Genomic DNA, 17,532 nt, shown 5'->3' with positions numbered 1-17,532 from the left:
GTCCATGTGGCGGACCTCTGCGAGACAACCTGAAGCATACTGCCCGGTCCGGGGGTGGGTGCGGCCTGGGGAGGGGTGCTCAGCGGGCGAGGACGGCGGTCACCGTCTTGCCTCCGTCCGGCTCGGCGCGCACGGTCAGCGACTCGGCGAGCTCGCGGATCATCGGCCAGCCGAAGCCGCCCGTGGTGCCGTCCAGGCGCGGGGTCCGGGGAGCGGGGCGCTCGGGGCTCGGGTCGCACACCTCGACGGTGAGCGTGCTCGCTGTCGCGCGCAGCCTCAGCCCGCTGACGGCGCCCGCGTGCCGAAGCGCGTTGCTGACCAGCTCGGAGACGAGCAGCAGGAAGTGCTGCGCGGTACGGGCCGCGACGGCGGGGCTGAGCCCGTCGAGGAAGACACGCACGGACTCGCGTGCCTCGGCGGCGTGCTGGGGCCGGGAGTGGTGCCCGGTTTCGGCGGCGCGGCCGGGGGGCGCGAGTGCCTGTCCGGCCTGGTCCAGGTGATGCATGGTCTCACCCCGTCACTGGGAGCCCTTGGGGAACTCCGTATCGGTACGTGAAGTGGTGTACCCCGAGCGCGAGAGCTGAAAAGGGGGTGGTGAAAGGGGAGGTGCGGAAAGACACGGTGGCGGGAGCGGGTGCGGCGGGGACAGCCCGGGCATGGGCTGTCCCCGCCGCGCCTGCTCCCGCTGGGCGTGCCCCTTCGGCCCGGCAGTACGGGGCCGAGGGAGGCCGGCCGTACGGGCCGACCGGTCACAGGCCGTAGCGTGCCGCACGGACGGGCCGGAGGCGCCGGTCGTCAGGGTCACCCCGGACCCGTACGGGCGCGTTTTCGGCACCCGTACGGGCGGGGTCAGGACTCCGGCGCGTGCTCCGGCCGCTCGTCGGCGGGGCCCGGGGCCGCGGCCTGCGGCTGCTCCTGGGCGTGCGGCCGCGCGTCGGCGAGCGGGCGCGGCTGGGGGCCGGGGGGCGGGGCGGCATGACCGTCCGGGGCCTGTCCCGGCGCGACGGCACCCGGCTGCGCCGGCGGGGTCGTCGGGTGGGGCCGCGCCGCCTGGGCGGGCGGCGCGGGCGGTGCGGCGGAAGCGGCGGGAGCCTGGGCCGCGGCGGGCCGCGGCTGCGGCTCGGGGGCCGGGACGGACGGCCTGCCGAGGGTCTGCTCCGCCTTCCTGCGAAGCGCGTCGGCGGTCTGCCGGGTGTCGTTCAGAACGTCACCCTGCTCCTCGACGAGCTGCTGGTAGATCGGGGTGGGGGAAGACACAATGAAGGACTCTCTGCCATCTCAGGGGCTGTGCATCGGCCCGCCACCGGCTGCGACGGGCTCACGCCGTGAGGATCGCAGACGTGTCACCCGGCGGGGACGAGGGGGGTCGAGCCGGAGTCGCTGATCCGGCGGGGCGCCGACTCCTTGGCACTGCGTGCCATCGATGCCGTGCGCTCCTCGACGGCGGCCCGGGCGAGCCGCTCGCGGGCGACACCGAGCGCCGCGTCGATCGTGCGCGTACCGGTGGAGACGCACAGCGTGTACGTGACGTCGTCGAGGTCCCGGAGCGTTTCCGCGCCCGGTTCCTGAACGGCACTCAGGGCTTCGTAGCGGGCCAGCAGCTTGCGCAGCACGACAGGGTGAGCAATCAGCACGATGATTCCTTCCACTTCTTCGCGTCGACGTCGCCTCCCCGGAAACGGGCTCAGCCGACATGGGCCGCAGGCGGTCTTCTGACCGCTTACCCGGCACTAAGTGCCTCATGCGTGTGAAGTAAAAGGTTTTCAGTCATTGCGGACGATGAATCCGGCCAAAAGGCGGTGCGTCCGGTTCGAGGGCGCCCGGAGCCCTGCGCGCGGAGCGCGGGAGGGCGGCGCGGGGCGCGGACCACTGGGCCGGGCGGAGAGGGCGGCGCGGAGGCGGGTGGCGAGCGAGGAAACGGTCGGGCGCCGGGCCGGGACGCGGACCGCCGCCCCTGTCGAGGCGGCCACCGCCTGCCGTGGGGGCGGCCACCGCTCGGGTCCCGGCCCGGCGCCGCGCCTGCCGTCTCAGCGCCGTCCGAGCCTTCGGGCCCCGGCGGGTCCCCTCTGGTAGCTGAGGTCGTAGTAGGCGAAGAGCTTCGGCTCCTCCTCGGCGACGAGTTCGCCGTCGGTATCGATCGACGGCGAGTCCTTGACCCGCTTCTTGTCGTAGCGCACCTTGAGCGCTCCCGGCTTGACCGTCGCGCCGTCGAGCGGCACGAAGTTCAGCCTCCGCTTGGTGGGCAGCCCGGTCACGACGGTCGCGAAGGCGGGCAGATCGGTGGTCGTGTCGACGTACACGGCCTCCAGGGTGCCGATCTTGTGCCCCTCGGCGTCCACCACGTCATGGCCGCGCCAGTCCCGGATGTCCTCGGCTTCGAACAACGCCCTGCCTCCTCGTACGGTCCGTCGTCAGCCCCCCTCCGGCCGCTTGCCCCCGCCCGGCCCGGCCACACGCGAGGCTACCGGCCGGTCGCTGCCCGGACCGTCCGACGCCCCGTCAGGCCGGCGCCGTCCGCGCTGTTTCGCCCCGCCCCCCGAATCCGTGCGCGAGGCTGGGGCGAATGCCTGGGCGGACTCCGTACGCGCGAAGTACCTTCGTGGGCCGGGAACGGGAGCGTTCCGCGCCGCTCGACGCGCTGCGCACCCCCGAACTGGCCCCGCTGCGCGAGCGGTACGAGGCGTTCGCGCGGCGGGCGCTCGGCGATGAGCGCTGGGAGCTCGCGCACCGCGGCGGACGGCGGACGGACGCGCGGGAGGCGCTGTACTCCTGGCTGGACGGGCCGGACTGAGAGAGGTCCGGGCAGAGGAAAGGGCGGCGGCCCGGGACGGGATGACTCCCCGTCCCGGGCCGCCGCCCTCGGACTCTGCACGTGCTCATCGCTCACCCCCGCGGGTACGGGTTCGTGGTGCTTCGTGGGACTCGCGTGCCCCCGCGCGTCCACGGAAAACCGGCTGTCCCCCGAATGGCCCAGGCGGAGAGAATGCGGTCATGTGCTCCACCCCGCCCGCGCCCCCGTCCTTCAGCCTCGTCCCGCTCGCCGCCCGGCACGCCCCGGCGATGGCCGCCGTGCTCGCCGACCCGGCCCTGTACCGGTTCACGGGCGGGGAGCCGCCGGGGGTCGCCGAGCTGGAGCGCCGGTACGCGCGGCAGCTCGCCGGTCCCGGCGAGACCGGTGTCGCGTGGGTCAACCTCCTTGTGCGGCTGGAGGAGAGCGGCGCTCTCGCCGGGTATGTGCAGGCGACGGTGACGCGCGGCGAGGAGGCGGAGGTGGCGTGGGTCGTGGGCACGGCGTGGCAGCGACGCGGGCTCGCGAAGGCCGCCGCGCGGGCTCTGGCGGCGCGGCTCGCTCAGGCGGGGGTGCGGCGGCTGACCGCGTACGTGCACCCTGAGCACGCCGCGTCGGAAGCCGTCGCGCGCGCCCTCGGGCTGCGCCCCGACGGTTCCTGGCAGGACGGCGAGCGGCGCTGGACCGGCCCCGCCCCGGTCAGTCCCGTACGTAGCGCAGTTCGCTGAGCACAGGCCCGCCCCACGCGCCGTAGTCGTCGGGGCGGCGCGTCCCCTCGGCGCGGTAACCGGAGCGCTCGTAGAAGCGGCGGGCACGGTGGTTGCCTTCGAGCACCCACAGCGCGACGGGTCCGGCGAGGCGCGCGTGCACCTCGTCGAGGAGGCGGCGCCCGACTCCCGTACCGACGTGCTCGGGAGCGGCGTAGAGCGCGAAGAGCTCCCCGGCCGGGCCCTCCCCCGGGCGGGGCAGCCCGTAGCAGGCCCAGCCGAGCAGGGCGTCGCCGGTGCCGAGCGCGAGGAGGTCGGTGACGCGGTCCCGGCTCTCGCGGAACCACCCTGCGCGTGCGCGGGCGTCGGCCGCGGGGTCCATGGCGTCCAGGTACGCGGCGGGGACGAGCCCCTCGTAGGCGACGGCCCAGGCCCGGGCGCGCAGGCGCATCACGCGCGGGAGATCGGCCTCTGTCATCTCGGACACCCTCACCCGCGTGTGTTTCCTCCCGGTCGGCGACGTCCTCGGCGGCGGAGACGCGGGCGGGTGCACGCTCCCCGCTCCCCCGAGCGTGCGAGTGCAGCATCGCGCACCCGCACGGTCCCGGCCAGCGGTTTTCCGGGCGGTCCCGGCCTCGATCGTCCCCGTACCGCTACCCGCCGAGGTCCCGCAGCCAGAGGTCGTCCGGTTCCTCGCGGCGGATCAGGAGGCGGGCCGCGCCGTTGTGGACGGCGACGAGTGGGGGGCGGCCGTGGAGGTTGTAGGCGGAGGCCATCGAGAGCTGGTAGGCGCCCGCGACGGGGGTGGCCACGAGATCGCCGGGGCGGATGTCGGCGGGGAGCGGCACCTTGGGGGCGAGGACATCGCCCGCCTCGCAGTGGCGGCCGACGAGGTCGACGGGACGCGGGGCGGACGCGGAGACGCGGCCGAGGAGGCGGGGAACGCAGGGCGCGCCGTACAGGGTGGGGCGCGGGTTGTCGCCCATGCCGCCGTCGACGGCGACGAAGACGCGGTGCGCGGTGCGCTTGACCGCGAGGACGCGGTAGACGGCGACGCCTGCCCGGGCGACGAGCGCGCGGCCCGGTTCGATGAGCAGCCGGGGCACGGGCAGCCCGGCGGCGCGGCACGATTCGGCCCGTTCGGCCTGGAGGCGCCGGGCGAGGCCGGGGAGATCGAGCCCCCGCTCCCCCGGGCGCTGGGCGACCGCGTGGCCGCCGCCGAGGTCGATCTCGGGCAGCACGACCCCGTAGGTCTCCGCGATCCGGGCGCGGAGCCCGAGCAGCCGCCGTTGCGCGGCGAGGTACGGCTTCACCTCGGCGATCTGCGAGCCGATGTGGCAGTGCAGGCCGGTGAGTTCGAGGCGCGGGGTGGCGAGGACGCGGGCGACGGCGTGCTGGGCGCTGCCGTCGGTGAGCGAGAGGCCGAACTTCTGGTCCTCGTCGCCGGTACGGACCTTGTCGTGGTGTCCCGCGCTGATCCCCGGCACGACCCGCACCAGGACCCGCTGCCGTGCGCCGGGGGGCACCAGCGCGGCGAGGCGGGCGATCTCGCCCACGTGGTCGAGCACGATCCCGCCGACGCCGAGGCGCAGCGCCGAGGCGAGATCGCGGGGGCTCTTTGCGTTGCCGTGCAGGAGGACGCGGTCGGCGGGGAAGCCCGCGCCGACGGCGAGTTCGAGCTCTCCGGCGGAGCAGACGTCGAGGCCGAGGCCCTCTTCGGCGAGCCAGCGCACGAGGGCGCGGCAGAGGAACGCCTTCGCGGCGTAGTGCACCCCGGCGTCGGGGAAGGCGGCGCGGTAGGCGCGGGCCCTGGCGCGTACCTCGTCCTCGTCGAGCACGTAGAGCGGTGTGCCGTACCGTTCGGCGGCGTCGGTGAGCGAGACGCCGCCCACGCGGACGTCGCCGTGGGCGGCGGGGCGCGCGGAGGCGGGCCAGAGCGCGAGGTCCGTCTCGGTGCCGGTGAGGAGGCTCATGCGGCACCTCCGGCGAGATGCGCGTTCCCGGCGGCGAGGACGAGGCGCGGGTCCAGCGTGAGGGTGGTGACGCCGAGCGGCGCGACGAGGGCGCGCAGGGCGGCGGGGCTCAGGACGGTCCACGCCTGGCTCGTGCCGAGCGCGGCGCGCAGGGCCTCCGCGGTGGTGAAGGCGACGGCGGTACGGGGGCCGTGCGGTGTGCGGCACAGGCGCGGCGACTGCCCGTGCGGGCCCTGGGTCACGGGGACGTAGCAGCGGCGGGGCGCGGGTGGCGGGACGAGGGCGAGGGCGGCCCCGGCGGGAACGGGTTCCGGTTCGGGGTCCGGCTCCGCGGGGGCGGGCCGCGCGGGCAGGGAACGGCGGGCGGGCATGGCGTGCTCCGGTGGTTCGGGTCCCGCGGGTCGCGGGAACGTCCTGCCGGGAACGTACGTCCGTGCCGGGTGACGCCGGAGGGGCCCTGACGGGGTCTTGATCCCGGTGGGGCCGCCGCTGACGGGACCTTGACGGCTCCTGGCCGGCCCCGGGTGGTCGGCGGGGGCGACAGGCGGGGCGGCGGGTTCCTGGCCGGTTCCCGGCCGCTGGCCGCATCGGGGGCGGGAGTTGCGGGCCGAGCCGGCGGCGGCGCGGCGCGCGGCAGGCCCGGTGCGGGGCCTGCCGCGCGCGGCGGTTCAGGCAGGGGTGAGCGTCTTCTCGATCGCCGCGACGACCTCCGGGGACTCCGGCTCGGTGGGCGGGGCGAAGCGGGCGACGCCGGCGCCGTCGGGGCCGATGAGGAACTTCTCGAAGTTCCAGCGGATGTCGCCGCTGTGGCCCTCCGCGTCGGCCACGTCCACGAGTTCGCGGTAGAGCGGGTGCCGGTTCTCGCCGTTCACCTCGACCTTCTCGGTCATCGGGAAGGTGACGCCGTACGTGGCCGAGCAGAACTCCGCGATCTCGTCGGCGCTGCCGGGCTCCTGGCCCATGAACTGGTTGCAGGGCACGCCGAGCACGGTGAAGCCCCGGTCGCGGTAGGTCTCGTGGAGCCGTTCGAGGCCCTCGTACTGGGGCGTCAGCCCGCAGCGCGAGGCGACGTTGACGACCAGGACGGTCTTGCCCCGGTACTGGTCGAGCTGGGCGGGTCCGCCCTGGAGGGCGCTGATGTCGACATCGTGCACAGTCATGTCCGCATCGTACGACCGGTCGCGCGGCGCCCGGCGGGCCGTACCGGGCGCCTTGACGCGCCCCGTGGGCGTCGCGGGCATCGCGCGCCTCCTTCCGCGCCCCGTGCGACACGGCGCCGCCCCGCTCGGTACGTGCGCGGGCTCACCCGTACGAGCGGTCCCCGGCCAGAAGCCGCAGGAAACCGGCCATGAAGACTGCCGGAACCTGGCAGTGCGGGAGCGGCGGGCGCGGTGGGAGGCTCGGGGCACCCGCCCGGGACCGAGCGGTCCCCGGCGGAGTGCGTGACCGGGAAGGGGTGTCGCCGTGACGTGGTTCCTGGTGGCCGGGGTCGCGGGGCTCGCCGTGCTCGCGCTCTCGCTCGTCGTGGACGGACTGCTCGAAGGGCTCTTCGACGGAGTGTCCTTCCTCGACGGGCTGCTCGACGGGCTGTTCTCGCTGCCCGTCGTCGCGGGCACGGTGTCGATGCTCGGTTTCACCGGCGCGCTCACGCTCGCCACGACGGACCTCGGCACGGGCGCGGCAGCCGGGATCGGCCTCGCCGCCGGGCTCGCGGCCGGCTGGCTGACCTGGCGCCTCACACGCGCCCTCATGGGCGGCACGACGACGGCGACTCCGCGTGGCACCGACCTCGTCGGCACCTCGGGCGCGGTCGTCACCGCGATCCCAACCGACGGCTTCGGCGAGGTGCTGCTCTCGCTCGGCGGACAGCCCGTCAAGTACGCGGCGCGCAGCGCCGTCGCGGTGCCGCGCGGGGCCGAGGTGTGGGTCGAGGAGACCCTCTCGTCGACGGCCGTGCGCGTACGCCTCGTCGAACACTGAGCACACCCGGGGCGCGCGGCGCACCCGGCACGCACGACAAGCACGACGTACGAGAGTGATCCCCGCGCGGCGGGGTGTGAAGGGGGTGGAGCGGATGAGTCCTGTGGTGCTCTCCGTGAGCGGCATCGTGGTCCTGGTCGTCCTGGTGGCCCTGGTGGTCGTCACGCGGTACAAGGTCGCGGGGCCGAGCGAGGCGTTCATCGTGACGGGCCGGCGCGGCAAGTCCCGTACGGACCCGGAGACCGGACGGGTCTTCACGGACAACAGCGGCCAGAAAGTGGTGGTCGGCGGCGGGGTCTTCGTCGTCCCGTTCGTGCAGCAGCGGTTCACGCTGGACCTGTCCTCGCGGCACATCCCGGTCGCGGTACGCGGCGCGGTGACGCTGCGCGGCGTCAAGGCGAATCTGGAGGGTGTCGCGATCGTCAAGGTCGGCGGCACCGAGGACTCGATCCGCGCCGCCGCGCAGCGCTTCCTCATGCAGCAGGGCGGCATCGTCGGCTTCACGCAGGAGGTGCTCTCCGGGGCGCTGCGCTCGATCGTGGGCCGCATGTCGGTCGAGGACATCATCAGGGACCGCGCGGCGTTCGCAGGGCAGGTCGCCGAGGAGGCGGAGGCGAGCCTGTCGGGGCAGGGGCTCGTGCTCGACGCCTTCCAGATCCAGGACATCACCACCGAGGGTTCCTACCTGGAGGACCTCGGGCGGCCCGAGGCGGCGCGCGCCAAGCAGGAGGCGGACATCGCCGAGGCGGTCGCGCGGCGCGCCTCGGAGCAGGCGCGGCTCAAGGCGGCCGAGGAGATCGCGATCGCGGAGCGCACGTTCGCGCTCAAGCAGGCCGAGATCAAGGCCGAGACGGACGAGGCCGCGGCGCGTGCGGCGGCGGCCGGGCCGCTCGCGCAGGCGGCGCGCAACCAGGAGGTGCTGACCGAGCAGGAGAAGGTCGCCGAGCGGCAGGCCGCGCTCACCGACCGCGAGCTGGACACGCAGGTCCGCAAGCCCGCCGACGCGGCCCGCTACCGCGCGGAGCAGGAGGCCGAGGCGCAGCGCATCTCGCTCGTCAAGCAGGCGGAGGCCGACGCGCAGCGCGCCCGGCTCACCGGTACGGGTGAGAAGGAGCACCGCGCGGCCCTCGCCGAGGCCGTGCGCCTGGAGGGCGAGGCGGACGCGGCGGCGATCCTGGCGCGCGGTGCGGCGGAGGCCGACGCGATGCGCAAGAAGGCGGACGCCTTCGCGCAGTACGGCGACGCGGCGGTGCTCCAGATGGTCGTCGAGGTACTGCCGCAGGTCGTCGCCAAGGCGTCGGAGCCGCTCAGCGCGGTCGACAAGCTCACGGTCATCTCCACGGACGGCGCGGGCCAGCTTCCCCGTACCGTCGCGAACAACGTCGTGCAGGGGCTGGAACTGCTCACCTCGACGACCGGCGTGGACCTGACGGGGCTGCTGCGCAAGGCGACCGGCGGCGGGACAGGGACGGCCGGTACGAGCGCCGGGGACACGGGTGCCGCGGGGGCGGGCGAGGGCGTCCCCGCCCCGGCCCGGAAGGGGCACACGGAGATCACCGACTGAGCCCGGCGTGCGGTCACGGAGCGCCACGCGCGTTCCGTGACCGCACGCGGCCGTGACCTCGCCTCCCGCGAGCGCGCGTTCCCCGCCCGCCGATGCCATGGTGGGAAGAACGTCACTCCGAGGGAGGCCGCGGTGCGTTGTCTGGTGACCGGAGCGAGCGGGTACATCGGCGGCCGGCTCGTGCCGGAACTGCTCGAAGCGGGGCACAGCGTCCGCGCGCTGGCCCGCACCCCCGGGAAACTGCGTGACTACCCCTGGGCGGACCGTGTCGAGATCGTCAAGGGGGATGTCACGGACCCCGCGTCCCTGCGGGCCGCGATGGAGGGCATGGAGGTCGGCTACTACCTCGTGCACGCGCTCGCGTCGGGCCCGGACTTCGAGGAGACGGACCGCGCGGCGGCGCGCGGCTTCTCCGCGGCGGCGGGCGCGGCGGGGCTGCGGCGGCTCGTCTACCTCGGCGGCCTCACGCCTGCCGGGGTGCCGGAGGAGGAACTGTCCCCGCACCTGCGCTCGCGCGCCGAGGTGGGTCACATCCTGCGCGCCGGGCCGACGCCCACGGCCGTGCTGCGGGCGGCCGTCGTGATCGGTTCCGGTTCGGCCTCCTTCGAGATGCTGCGCTACCTGACCGAACGGCTGCCGGTCATGGTGACCCCGACCTGGCTGAGCACCCGGGTGCAGCCGATCGGCGTGCGGGATGTGCTGCGCTACCTCGTGGGCGCGGCCGAACTGCCCGAGGACGTCGACAGGGACTTCGACATCGGCGGGCCCGACGTGACGACCTACCGGGACATGATGGAGCGGTACGCGGAGGTGGCGGGCCTGCGCAAGCGCCTCATCGTGCCGGTCCCCGTGCTCACCCCGCGCCTGTCCTCGCACTGGATCGGCCTCGTCACGCCGGTGCCGCGCGGTCTCGCGCGACCGCTGGCCGAGTCACTGCGCTACGAGGTGGTCTGCGCGGAGCACGACATCGCCCGGTACGTGCCGGACGGCGCCGGTCACCCCCTGCCCTTCGACGAGACGCTGCGGCTCGCGCTCCAGCGCGTGCGCGAGGCCGATGTGGCGACACGCTGGTCCTCCGCCTCCGTGCCCGGAGCGCCGAGCGATCCGCTGCCGACCGACCCGGACTGGGCGGGCGGCTCGCTCTACACCGACGAGCGGCAGCGCGCGACGAACGCCCCCGAGTCCGCGTTGTGGCGGGTCATCGAGGGCATCGGCGGCGAGAACGGCTGGTACTCCTTCCCGCTCGCCTGGGCCGTGCGGGGCTGGCTCGACCGGCTCCAGGGCGGGGTGGGATTGCGCAGGGGGCGCCGTGACGCGCGGCGGCTGCGGGTCGGGGACTCGCTCGACTTCTGGCGGGTCGAGGAGATCGAGCACGGGAAACTGCTGCGGCTGCGCGCCGAGATGAGGATGCCGGGCCTCGGCTGGCTGGAACTGCGCGCCGACCCGGCCGAGGACGGCGACCCGGACCGGTCCGTGTACCGGCAGCGGGCGGTCTTCCACCCGCGCGGACTCGCGGGACAGGTGTACTGGTGGAGCGTGTCGCCGTTCCACGCGGTGGTCTTCGGCGGGATGGCGCGGAACATCGCGCGCGCGGCGGAGCGGATGACGCGCGGCGAGCCGGTGTCCGGGCAGGCGGGCAAACCGGTGCGGGCGCTGCTCGGGATGCTCCGGCCCCGGGGCGCGGGAGGCTGACGGCCTCACGGCTTTCTTCCGCGAGGGGCCTCTCCCGGGCCGGCCGCGGCCTGCCGCGCAGGACAGGCGGTGGTGTCAGGTACGTGGGGGGGTTCATGCGGAGGCGGGCGCGTTCGAGGCGGCCGGGGTTCTTGACCCGCACGCCGCCGATGCCCGCCGCTCCTGTGAGCCGCAGCAGGGGGGCGCCCCGCTCGGGGCGCGGCGTCGTGCGGTCGCGCACCCCGCCCAGGCCCGGTGCGACGCCGTCGGTTTCGACCCTCCAGGACTCCGGCACCACGATCCGCACGCCGGCCATCTCGCCGTACACCTCGACGAGGATCTCGGCGAGGCTCGTCCGTACGCGCGTGAAGTCGAGCGCCACCCCGCCCAGGCCGCCGTGCACCACGAGGTGCGCGGGCACCGCCCACTCACCCGCACGGCGGACCCCGTGGGTGCCGCCGCGCAGCTCCAGCGGCTCACCGGCGGGCGGCGCGGGCGGCGGGACGGGTCCCGGTGCCGCCGGCAGGTCCGCGAGGAGCGGCCGCAACTGCCCGTACGTCCGCGCGCTCAGCGCGGCCTCCAGGCGCTCGTCCAGCTCCTCGAAGTCGATCCGCCCCTCGGCCGCGGCCTCCCTGAGCCGCTCGGCGACCACGTCCCTGTCGGCGTCGGAGGCGCGCTGCCCGTCCTCGAAGGGGAAGTCCCCGGGGAAGCGGCCGGGAAGCGGTGAAGAACTCATGACCGGGGATCATAGGCGGCCGCCGATCGGGAACACCAGGGAGCGCACCCCGCCCTCCCGGCCCCTTCCGGGCTGCGTGCCGGGGCGGGCGGTGCCACCCTGGCCAACAAGGACCGACCACGTGGGAGCCCCTTGTGCGAGACACCTTCGAGCTGAACCCGGACACCCTGGCCGCGCTGCGCGCCCCGCGCCCGTACCCGGCGGTGTCGCTGCTGCTGCCCACGCACCCCGCCTCGCCCGACGGCGCGGAGGACGCGATCCGGCTGCGCAATCTCGTGACCGAGGCGAAGAAGCGGCTCGCGGACGATCCCGGCGTGGACAAGGCGGCGCTCCAGGCCGTCGGGGCGCGGATCGACGAGGCCGCGGCTTCGGTGGACGCGTCGGAGATCACCGAGGGGACGCTCCTGCTCGCCTCGGCGAACGACTGGGAGGTCTGGAAGCTGCCCGTCACGCCCCCCCGAGCGCGTCGTCGTCGCGGACACCTACCTGACGCGGAACCTCGTCTCCTCGTGGCTGCACGAGCGCCCGTACTGGGTCCTCGTCCTGTCCGAGGAGGGCAGCAGGCTGTGGCACGGGGCCGGCGAGTCGCTCACCGAGGTGACCGGCTTCGGCTTCCCCGCGAAGCCCGGACTGCCCGACCCCCAGGACGCGGAGCCGGGGGCGAACTTCGGCACCCAGCCCTCCCCGTACCGCGAGGAGCGGCTGCGCCAGTACCTGCGCGACGTGGACGACAAGCTCGCCGAGGCGCTGCGCACGGGCAAGGGCCCGGTGCACGTCGTGGGCACGGCGAACCAGATCAACACGCTCGTGGAGCGCAGCCGGAACAAGGAGCGCGTCGGGGAGCGCGTCGAGCGGGCCGGGGCGGACAAGCTGACCGGGCACCTCCTGCTCGACGTCATCCGTCCCGCGCGGGAGAAGTACACCGCCGAGCAGCGGCGCGCGGCCCTCGACCGGCTGGGCGAGGGCATCGGGCAGCGACGGTTCGCGGCGGGCACCGACGAGATCTGGCAGAACGTGCAGGAGGGCCGCGTCCACCTCCTCCTCGTCGAGGACGGCTTCCAGGTCTCGGCGATCCCGGAGGCCACCCACCTGCGCCCCGCCGCGTCACCCGAGGACCCGGACGTCGAGGACGACATCGTCGACACGCTCGTCGAGACGGCGCTCGGGACGGGCGCGGACGTCGTCTTCGTCCCGGACGACGCGCTCGCGGAGCACGGCAGGATCGCCGCGGTGCTGCGCTACTGAGGCGGCGTCACGCGACCGGAAGGGGCGCGCGGTCCTCGTGACCGCGCGCCCCTTCCGCCGTTCCACTGCGCCTCTCCCCCGCCGGGGCAGCTCCGCCTCTCGCGCGGCGAGGCTCAGCGGTGGCGGCGACCGCCGAGGCGCGAGGAGGCGCCACCGAGGTGGGCGGCGAGGACGGCCAGGCCGACGAAGCCGAGCGCGGTCGGCGAGCACCACGTCTCGGTGCTCGTGCCGGTGGCGAGCAGCAGGTAGGCGAGCGCGAAGAGGGCCGCGGCGACATAGGCGAGCACGGTGTCTCCCGGGGGAGGGCGGCGGGCCGCGCGGGCCCGTGGTCCCGGCGGGACCGGTGTGCGAGTGCCCCGTCGCCCGCGGCGCACGCCTGGGCGCGGACGGTGTTCGTTCTGAGCGCTTTCCCGTTTCCGTGCGGCGGGCGGGGGCAACCGGGCCGCATGACTAGCGAATCGACGACGCGGCGCGCGCACCAGAAGGCGGAGCGCGCGGCAGACAGCAAAGCGGTGGACCGCGCCGCCCGTGCCGGGTTCGTCGCCCGGGGAATCATCTACCTGCTGATCGGCGTGATCGCGATCAGACTCGCCTTCCACCCCGGGAACGGCAAACAGGCGGACCGTTCCGGGGCGCTCGCGGAGATCGCCGAGAAGCCCTTCGGTCTCTTCCTGCTGTGGGCGCTCGGCATCGCCACGGCGGGCATGGCGCTGTGGCGGCTGTCGGAGGCGGCCTTCGGCGCCTCGGGCACGGACGGCGACAAGGCGGGCAAGCGACTCATATCCCTCGGCCGGGCCGTCTTCTACGGTTTCGTGGCCTACTCCGTGCTCTCCTTCGCGATGGGCAGCGGCGGTGGCGGGTCCTCGGACAAGAAGTCGAAGGACGTGACGGCGACGGCGCTCGGCTGGCCGGGCGGGCGGTGGATCGTCGCCGTGGCGGGGGCGGTGGTGGTCGGTATCGGCGTGGGCCTCGTCGTCCGTGCCGTGCTGCGCAAGTTCCGCAAGCACCTCAGGACCGGCGAGATGAGCCGCCGCACGGAGCATGTCGTGGACGCGCTCGGGATCGCGGGGAACACGGCGCGCGGCGTCCTCTTCGGCGCCGCGGGCGTCTTCGCCCTCGTCGCGGCGTACCAGTTCGAGCCGAAGAAGGCCAAGGGCATGGACGACACGCTCCGTTCGTTCACGGAGACTCCCGCGGGTCCGTGGCTGCTCGTGGTCGTCGCGATCGGGCTGCTCGGCTACGGCGCCTTCTCGATGGCGAGTGCCCGGTACCGGGAGACGTGAGCGGGCGCCGGTGCGCGCTCCCGGGGCCAGCGGTGCGTGCTCCCGCCGGGACGACCGGAGCGGGCGGGGCGTGTGACGCGGAGAGTCGCGGGCTTCGGCGAGCGGCCTCGGGGGCGACGGAGCGGGCGGGGCGCGCGCTCAGACGACGGGTTCTCCCTTCGCCCCGGTGCGCTCGCGCCCGGTCGGAGTCCCCTGCGGGGTGAACAGACGCTGGAAGGTGAAGGCATGAGGTGCGGAGCCGTGGTCGTGGAGGTGGTCCAGCCGGGAGACCCCGTCCCGCCAGGTGGGTATCGCCTCCTCGGGGGCCCACCAGAGCACGTGGCCCGGGTGTCCTGTCCTCTCGAACCAGTCGGAGCGCCTGTTCAGCGCTTCGCGGTGGAGACCGGCGTAGACGGCGTCGAAGGCGGAGCCGGGCCCGGTCCACAGGGAGAGGGTCGCGGCCAGGGCGACGGTCTCCGGCGTACGGCCCTTCCCGTACCAGTCCGGGACGACGAACTCCCCCCACGCGCCCCAGTCCAGGTCGAAGTGCGTGCCCCGGCCGCCCGGCGCCGGTTCGGCGTGCGCGAGGTATCCGGGGTGGGCGGCGATCCGCTCGTAGACGGCGGCGCCCCTGTCGTGGAACGCGCGCGTGAGGGGTGCGGGATCGGCGAGCGGCGACTTCAGGACGCCGAACGTGTAGAGCGCGAGGGGCATGTGTCTCTCCCTGGTCGGGGGCCCGGGGTCACCGGGGACCAGGTGAACGTAGCCGCCTTCGCGGATCGTGTCGACGTTGTGTTTTCCGGGCCCGTGTGGCCTCTCCCGCCGGTCGCCCACGGCGTCCGGCGGGGTGGGTCGCGGAGGCTCCGCCCCGGCGGACCGGCACGCGAGACGCCCCCGTCCCCACGGCCGGTGAGGGGGCCGTGGGGACGGGGGCGCGAGGATGTCACGTGCTGACGGCGGGAGGAGGCCCGGTCGTCGCGCGGACGGGCTCAGCGCTCCGACATCAGTCCGGCGCGCAGGGTGCTGAGGGTGCGGTTGAGCAGACGCGAGACGTGCATCTGCGAGACGCCGAGACGCTCGCCGATCTGGGCCTGCGTCAGCTCCTGACCGAAGCGCAGCTCCAGGATCTGCCGGTCGCGCGGCTCCAGGCCGGCGAGGAGCGGGGCCAGGGCGTGCAGGTCCTCGACGAGTTCCATGCCCGGGTCCTCGGCACCGATGAAGTCGGAGAGGGCCGCCTCGCCCTCGCCGCTGTCCTCGCCGCCGATGGTCGCGTCCAGCGAGGAGGAGGAGTAGCCGTTGGCCGCGATCTGGGCCTCGACGACCTGCTCCTCGCTGAGGTTCATGAGCGCGGCGAGTTCGGAGACCCTGGGTGCCCGGCCGAGGCGCGTGGAGAGTTCCTCGTTGGCCTTGGCCAGCTCGACACGCGCCTCCTGGAGGCGGCGCGGAACGTGCACGGCCCAGGTGGTGTCGCGGAAGAAGCGCTTGATCTCGCCGACGATGTAAGGAACGGCGAAGGTCGTGAACTCCACCTCGCGGCTCAGCTCGAAACGGTCGATCGCCTTGATGAGGCCGATCGTGCCCACCTGCACGACGTCTTCCATGTCGTCGCCGCGGCTGCGGAAGCGGCGGGCCGCGAAGCGCACGAGGGACATGTTCATCTCGATAAGCGTGTTCCGCGCGTCCTGGTACTCCCGCGTCCCCTCCTCCAGCGCGTCGAGCCGGTCGAAGAAGAGCCGGGTCAGCTCCCGTGCGTCCCGGGGAGCCACCTTGTGCGGCTCCGCGATCTCGGGCAGGGCGGGGGCAGCTTCGGTCCGTTCTCCCGCTGTCGTGACGGTCCTTACCGCACCCATGAAAACCTCCTAGCTCCTGCGCCGCACCGCGCGGCGCGCTGCGGCCCGTGTACCCCGGCTTCCGGCCGTCATACTCAGCCGTTCGCGTATTTTTTCCGGGCGGCTTCCGCCGCCCCGCTCACGGGGCCTTCACTCCGGTGTTCACGACTCCTGTCTACCCGTCCGGACCCTGCCGCGTACAGCCGGGGTGCCTTTCCGGCCGCCCGACGCACGCGCAGGCACGAGGCAACGAGACCGAAATACCGGCGCATAAACGGAAATACCCGGACACCGGGCGCGGAGGACGCGCGGCGTCCGGGGCCGGATGTACGGGTTTCCGGTGACCTGGGCCGGTCGGCTCAGGTGGCCGAACCGAGGTCCTCGGCCTCGGCCTGGCGGACGAGCTCCTCCTCCTTGTTCGCGCTCGCGCTGTGGTGCGCGGCGTCGGCGGCCTGGGCGCGCTCGGCCTCGGCGAGGAGGCGGTGGCCGGTGGCGAGGATGACGATCCCGAGGACGACGACCCCGGCGCCCACGTAGAACGGGACGTGCAGGTTCCAGTGGTCGGCGAGCTTGCCCGCGAAGTACGGGGCGAGGCCGCCGCCGATGAAGCGGACGAAGCCGTACGAGGCGGAGGCGGTGGGCCGGTCGACCGGCGAGACGGTCATGACGGCCTGGGTCGTGACGGTGTTGTTGATACCGATGAAGCAGCCGGTGACGATGACGGCGACGATGAGGGTCGTGCGGTGCTCGGTGTTGAGGCCGATGACGAGGACGTCGGCGGCGAAGAGCGCCAGGTTCAGGTAGAGCGCCTTCGCGACGCCCAGCTTCGCCTGGAGCCAGGGCGCGCCGAAGACCGAGAAGAAGGCGACGAGCAGGCCCCAGCCGGTGAAGACGTACCCGAGCTGGTGGGTGTCCAGCTCCATCGGGTAGGGCGCGTAGCCGAGGACGGTGAAGAAGCCCCAGTTGTAGCAGAGGGCCATGAGGCCCATCGTGAGCAGGCCGCGGTGGCGCAGCGCCTTCAGCGGGTCCAGGACGGATGCCTTGCGCGCGGGCTTGGGCGTCGGCCGGACCAGGACGATCGTCGCGATGAGCGCGATGGCCATGAGCACGGAGACGCCGAAGAAGGGCCCGCGCCAGCTGATCGCGCCGAGTTCGCCGCCGAGGAGGGGGCCTATCGCGATGCCGATGCCCAGGGCGGTCTCGTAGAGGATGATCGCGCCGGCGAATCCGCCGCTCGCGGAGCCGACGATGACGGCCAGCGAGGTCGCGATGAAGAGCGCGTTGCCGAGGCCCCAGCCGGCCCGGAAGCCGACGATGCCGCCGATGCTGCCGCTCGCACCGGCGAGGGCACTGAAGACGACGATGACCACGAGCCCGCCGACGAGCGTCCGCTTGGCCCCGATCCGGCTGGAGACGAAGCCGGAGAAGAGCATCGCGACGGCCGTCACGACGAGGTAGCTCGTGAAGAGCAGCGAGACCTGGCTCGGCGTCGCTTCGAGGCTCGTGGAGAGGGCGGGGAGGATCGGGTCGACGAGGCCGATGCCCATGAAGGAGATGACGCAGGCGAACGCGACGGCCCAGACGGCCTTCGGTTGCTTGAAGGGGCTTGCCGGCTTCGGTCCTGATGCGGACAAGGTGTGCTCCAGTGAGGGACGTTCGGCCGCTCCGGCGCGGGCGGGTCCCGGCGGGGCGGCGGGGCGGAACGCACGGCCACGGGCAGGGCGTGGCCGTGCGGTGGTGCGACCGCGCGGCGCGGGGGCCGTGCGGGGTCCGGGGG

Annotated in this window: 19 protein-coding genes and 1 pseudogene; 7 read left to right on the top strand and 13 right to left on the bottom strand. The window is 74.3% G+C overall.

All coding sequences use genetic code 11. The features are described from left to right. Positions 1-79 precede the first annotated feature (79 nt). From IF99_RS0120055 to IF99_RS0120040, 4 genes are all read right to left on the bottom strand, one after another. The gene (locus tag IF99_RS0120055; RefSeq protein WP_030997978.1) at positions 80-505 is read right to left on the bottom strand and encodes an ATP-binding protein; all 426 of its coding nucleotides are present in this window, start codon (positions 503-505) and stop codon (positions 80-82) included. A 344-nt stretch (positions 506-849) separates the two neighbouring features. Then, complete coding sequence (locus IF99_RS0120050; protein ID WP_051703586.1) at positions 850-1,257, bottom strand: hypothetical protein; 408 nt, start codon at positions 1,255-1,257, stop codon at positions 850-852. Between the two features lie 86 nt (positions 1,258-1,343). Further along, positions 1,344-1,634 carry a DUF5133 domain-containing protein gene (locus IF99_RS0120045; RefSeq protein WP_030997976.1) on the bottom strand — a complete coding sequence of 97 codons (291 nt, stop codon included), beginning with the start codon at positions 1,632-1,634 and terminating at the stop codon, positions 1,344-1,346. Between the two features lie 393 nt (positions 1,635-2,027). After that, a complete protein-coding gene (locus tag IF99_RS0120040) occupies positions 2,028-2,384 on the bottom strand; it encodes a PRC-barrel domain-containing protein (RefSeq protein ID WP_030997975.1) in 357 nt (118 codons plus the stop codon). A 179-nt stretch (positions 2,385-2,563) separates the two neighbouring features. Between IF99_RS0120040 and IF99_RS0120035 the strand changes: the two genes are divergently transcribed. Next, on the top strand, positions 2,564-2,791 hold the full coding sequence (locus IF99_RS0120035) for a hypothetical protein (protein ID WP_158716629.1): 228 nt from the start codon (positions 2,564-2,566) through the stop codon (positions 2,789-2,791). Positions 2,792-2,991: 200 nt separating this feature from the next. Next, positions 2,992-3,516 (top strand): GNAT family N-acetyltransferase, encoded by a 525-nt coding sequence (locus tag IF99_RS0120030; RefSeq protein WP_030997973.1) that lies wholly within the window; start codon positions 2,992-2,994, stop codon positions 3,514-3,516. Here IF99_RS0120030 and IF99_RS0120025 read toward each other — a convergent pair. From IF99_RS0120025 to IF99_RS0120010, 4 genes are all read right to left on the bottom strand, one after another. Then, positions 3,488-3,973: a GNAT family N-acetyltransferase gene (locus IF99_RS0120025; protein WP_030997972.1), complete on the bottom strand. Its 486-nt coding sequence runs from the start codon at positions 3,971-3,973 to the stop codon at positions 3,488-3,490. The two genes, IF99_RS0120030 and IF99_RS0120025, sit on opposite strands and share 29 nt — an antisense overlap. Positions 3,974-4,148: 175 nt before the next feature. Next, positions 4,149-5,468: a diaminopimelate decarboxylase gene (gene lysA, locus IF99_RS0120020; RefSeq protein WP_030997971.1), complete on the bottom strand. Its 1,320-nt coding sequence runs from the start codon at positions 5,466-5,468 to the stop codon at positions 4,149-4,151. Continuing rightward, on the bottom strand, positions 5,465-5,839 hold the full coding sequence (locus tag IF99_RS0120015; protein WP_030997970.1) for an SAV_915 family protein: 375 nt from the start codon (positions 5,837-5,839) through the stop codon (positions 5,465-5,467). The genes lysA and IF99_RS0120015 overlap by 4 nt, the downstream gene beginning before the upstream one ends. A 297-nt stretch (positions 5,840-6,136) precedes the next feature. Further along, positions 6,137-6,628, bottom strand: coding sequence for a glutathione peroxidase (locus tag IF99_RS0120010; protein WP_030997969.1), 492 nt, complete (start codon positions 6,626-6,628; stop codon positions 6,137-6,139). A gap of 304 nt (positions 6,629-6,932) precedes the next feature. Here IF99_RS0120010 and IF99_RS0120005 point away from each other — a divergent pair, with 304 nt between their 5' ends. From IF99_RS0120005 to IF99_RS0119995, 3 genes are all read left to right on the top strand, one after another. Next, the gene (locus IF99_RS0120005) at positions 6,933-7,448 is read left to right on the top strand and encodes a hypothetical protein (RefSeq protein ID WP_030997968.1); all 516 of its coding nucleotides are present in this window, start codon (positions 6,933-6,935) and stop codon (positions 7,446-7,448) included. A 94-nt stretch (positions 7,449-7,542) separates the two neighbouring features. Then, on the top strand, positions 7,543-9,012 hold the full coding sequence (locus tag IF99_RS0120000; protein WP_030997967.1) for a flotillin family protein: 1,470 nt from the start codon (positions 7,543-7,545) through the stop codon (positions 9,010-9,012). 132 nt (positions 9,013-9,144) lie between these two features. Further along, on the top strand, positions 9,145-10,704 hold the full coding sequence (locus IF99_RS0119995; protein WP_030997966.1) for an SDR family oxidoreductase: 1,560 nt from the start codon (positions 9,145-9,147) through the stop codon (positions 10,702-10,704). A 559-nt stretch (positions 10,705-11,263) separates the two neighbouring features. Here IF99_RS0119995 and IF99_RS35625 read toward each other — a convergent pair. After that, positions 11,264-11,419 (bottom strand): annotated as a pseudogene (locus IF99_RS35625) (DUF1707 SHOCT-like domain-containing protein); the annotation flags it as partial. 306 nt (positions 11,420-11,725) lie between these two features. Here IF99_RS35625 and IF99_RS35050 point away from each other — a divergent pair. Then, positions 11,726-12,664 (top strand): hypothetical protein, encoded by a 939-nt coding sequence (locus IF99_RS35050; RefSeq protein WP_324604387.1) that lies wholly within the window; start codon positions 11,726-11,728, stop codon positions 12,662-12,664. Positions 12,665-12,777: 113 nt separating this feature from the next. Here the strand turns inward: IF99_RS35050 and IF99_RS34410 are convergent, their stop codons facing one another. Beyond that, positions 12,778-12,951 carry a hypothetical protein gene (locus IF99_RS34410; RefSeq protein WP_199806525.1) on the bottom strand — a complete coding sequence of 58 codons (174 nt, stop codon included), beginning with the start codon at positions 12,949-12,951 and terminating at the stop codon, positions 12,778-12,780. A 159-nt stretch (positions 12,952-13,110) separates the two neighbouring features. On the opposite strand from IF99_RS34410, the gene IF99_RS0119975 reads away from it, so the two are divergent. Then, complete coding sequence (locus IF99_RS0119975; RefSeq protein WP_234340770.1) at positions 13,111-13,947, top strand: DUF1206 domain-containing protein; 837 nt, start codon at positions 13,111-13,113, stop codon at positions 13,945-13,947. 138 nt (positions 13,948-14,085) lie between these two features. Here the strand turns inward: IF99_RS0119975 and IF99_RS0119970 are convergent, their stop codons facing one another. From IF99_RS0119970 to IF99_RS0119960, 3 genes are all read right to left on the bottom strand, one after another. Continuing rightward, positions 14,086-14,640, bottom strand: a complete 555-nt coding sequence (locus IF99_RS0119970; RefSeq protein ID WP_030997963.1) for a DUF3291 domain-containing protein — start codon at positions 14,638-14,640, stop codon at positions 14,086-14,088. 275 nt (positions 14,641-14,915) lie between these two features. Beyond that, the gene (locus IF99_RS0119965) at positions 14,916-15,776 is read right to left on the bottom strand and encodes a SigB/SigF/SigG family RNA polymerase sigma factor (RefSeq protein ID WP_030997962.1); all 861 of its coding nucleotides are present in this window, start codon (positions 15,774-15,776) and stop codon (positions 14,916-14,918) included. Between the two features lie 338 nt (positions 15,777-16,114). Then, positions 16,115-17,389: an MFS transporter gene (locus tag IF99_RS0119960; RefSeq protein WP_078655180.1), complete on the bottom strand. Its 1,275-nt coding sequence runs from the start codon at positions 17,387-17,389 to the stop codon at positions 16,115-16,117. Positions 17,390-17,532 lie beyond the last annotated feature (143 nt).

It is taken from the genome of Streptomyces sp. NRRL F-5630 (assembly GCF_000719475.1).
Taxonomy (GTDB): Bacteria; Actinomycetota; Actinomycetes; order Streptomycetales; family Streptomycetaceae; genus Streptomyces.
Note: the sequence above shows the minus strand (reverse complement) of the source record. Positions and strands in the feature narration are given on the sequence as shown.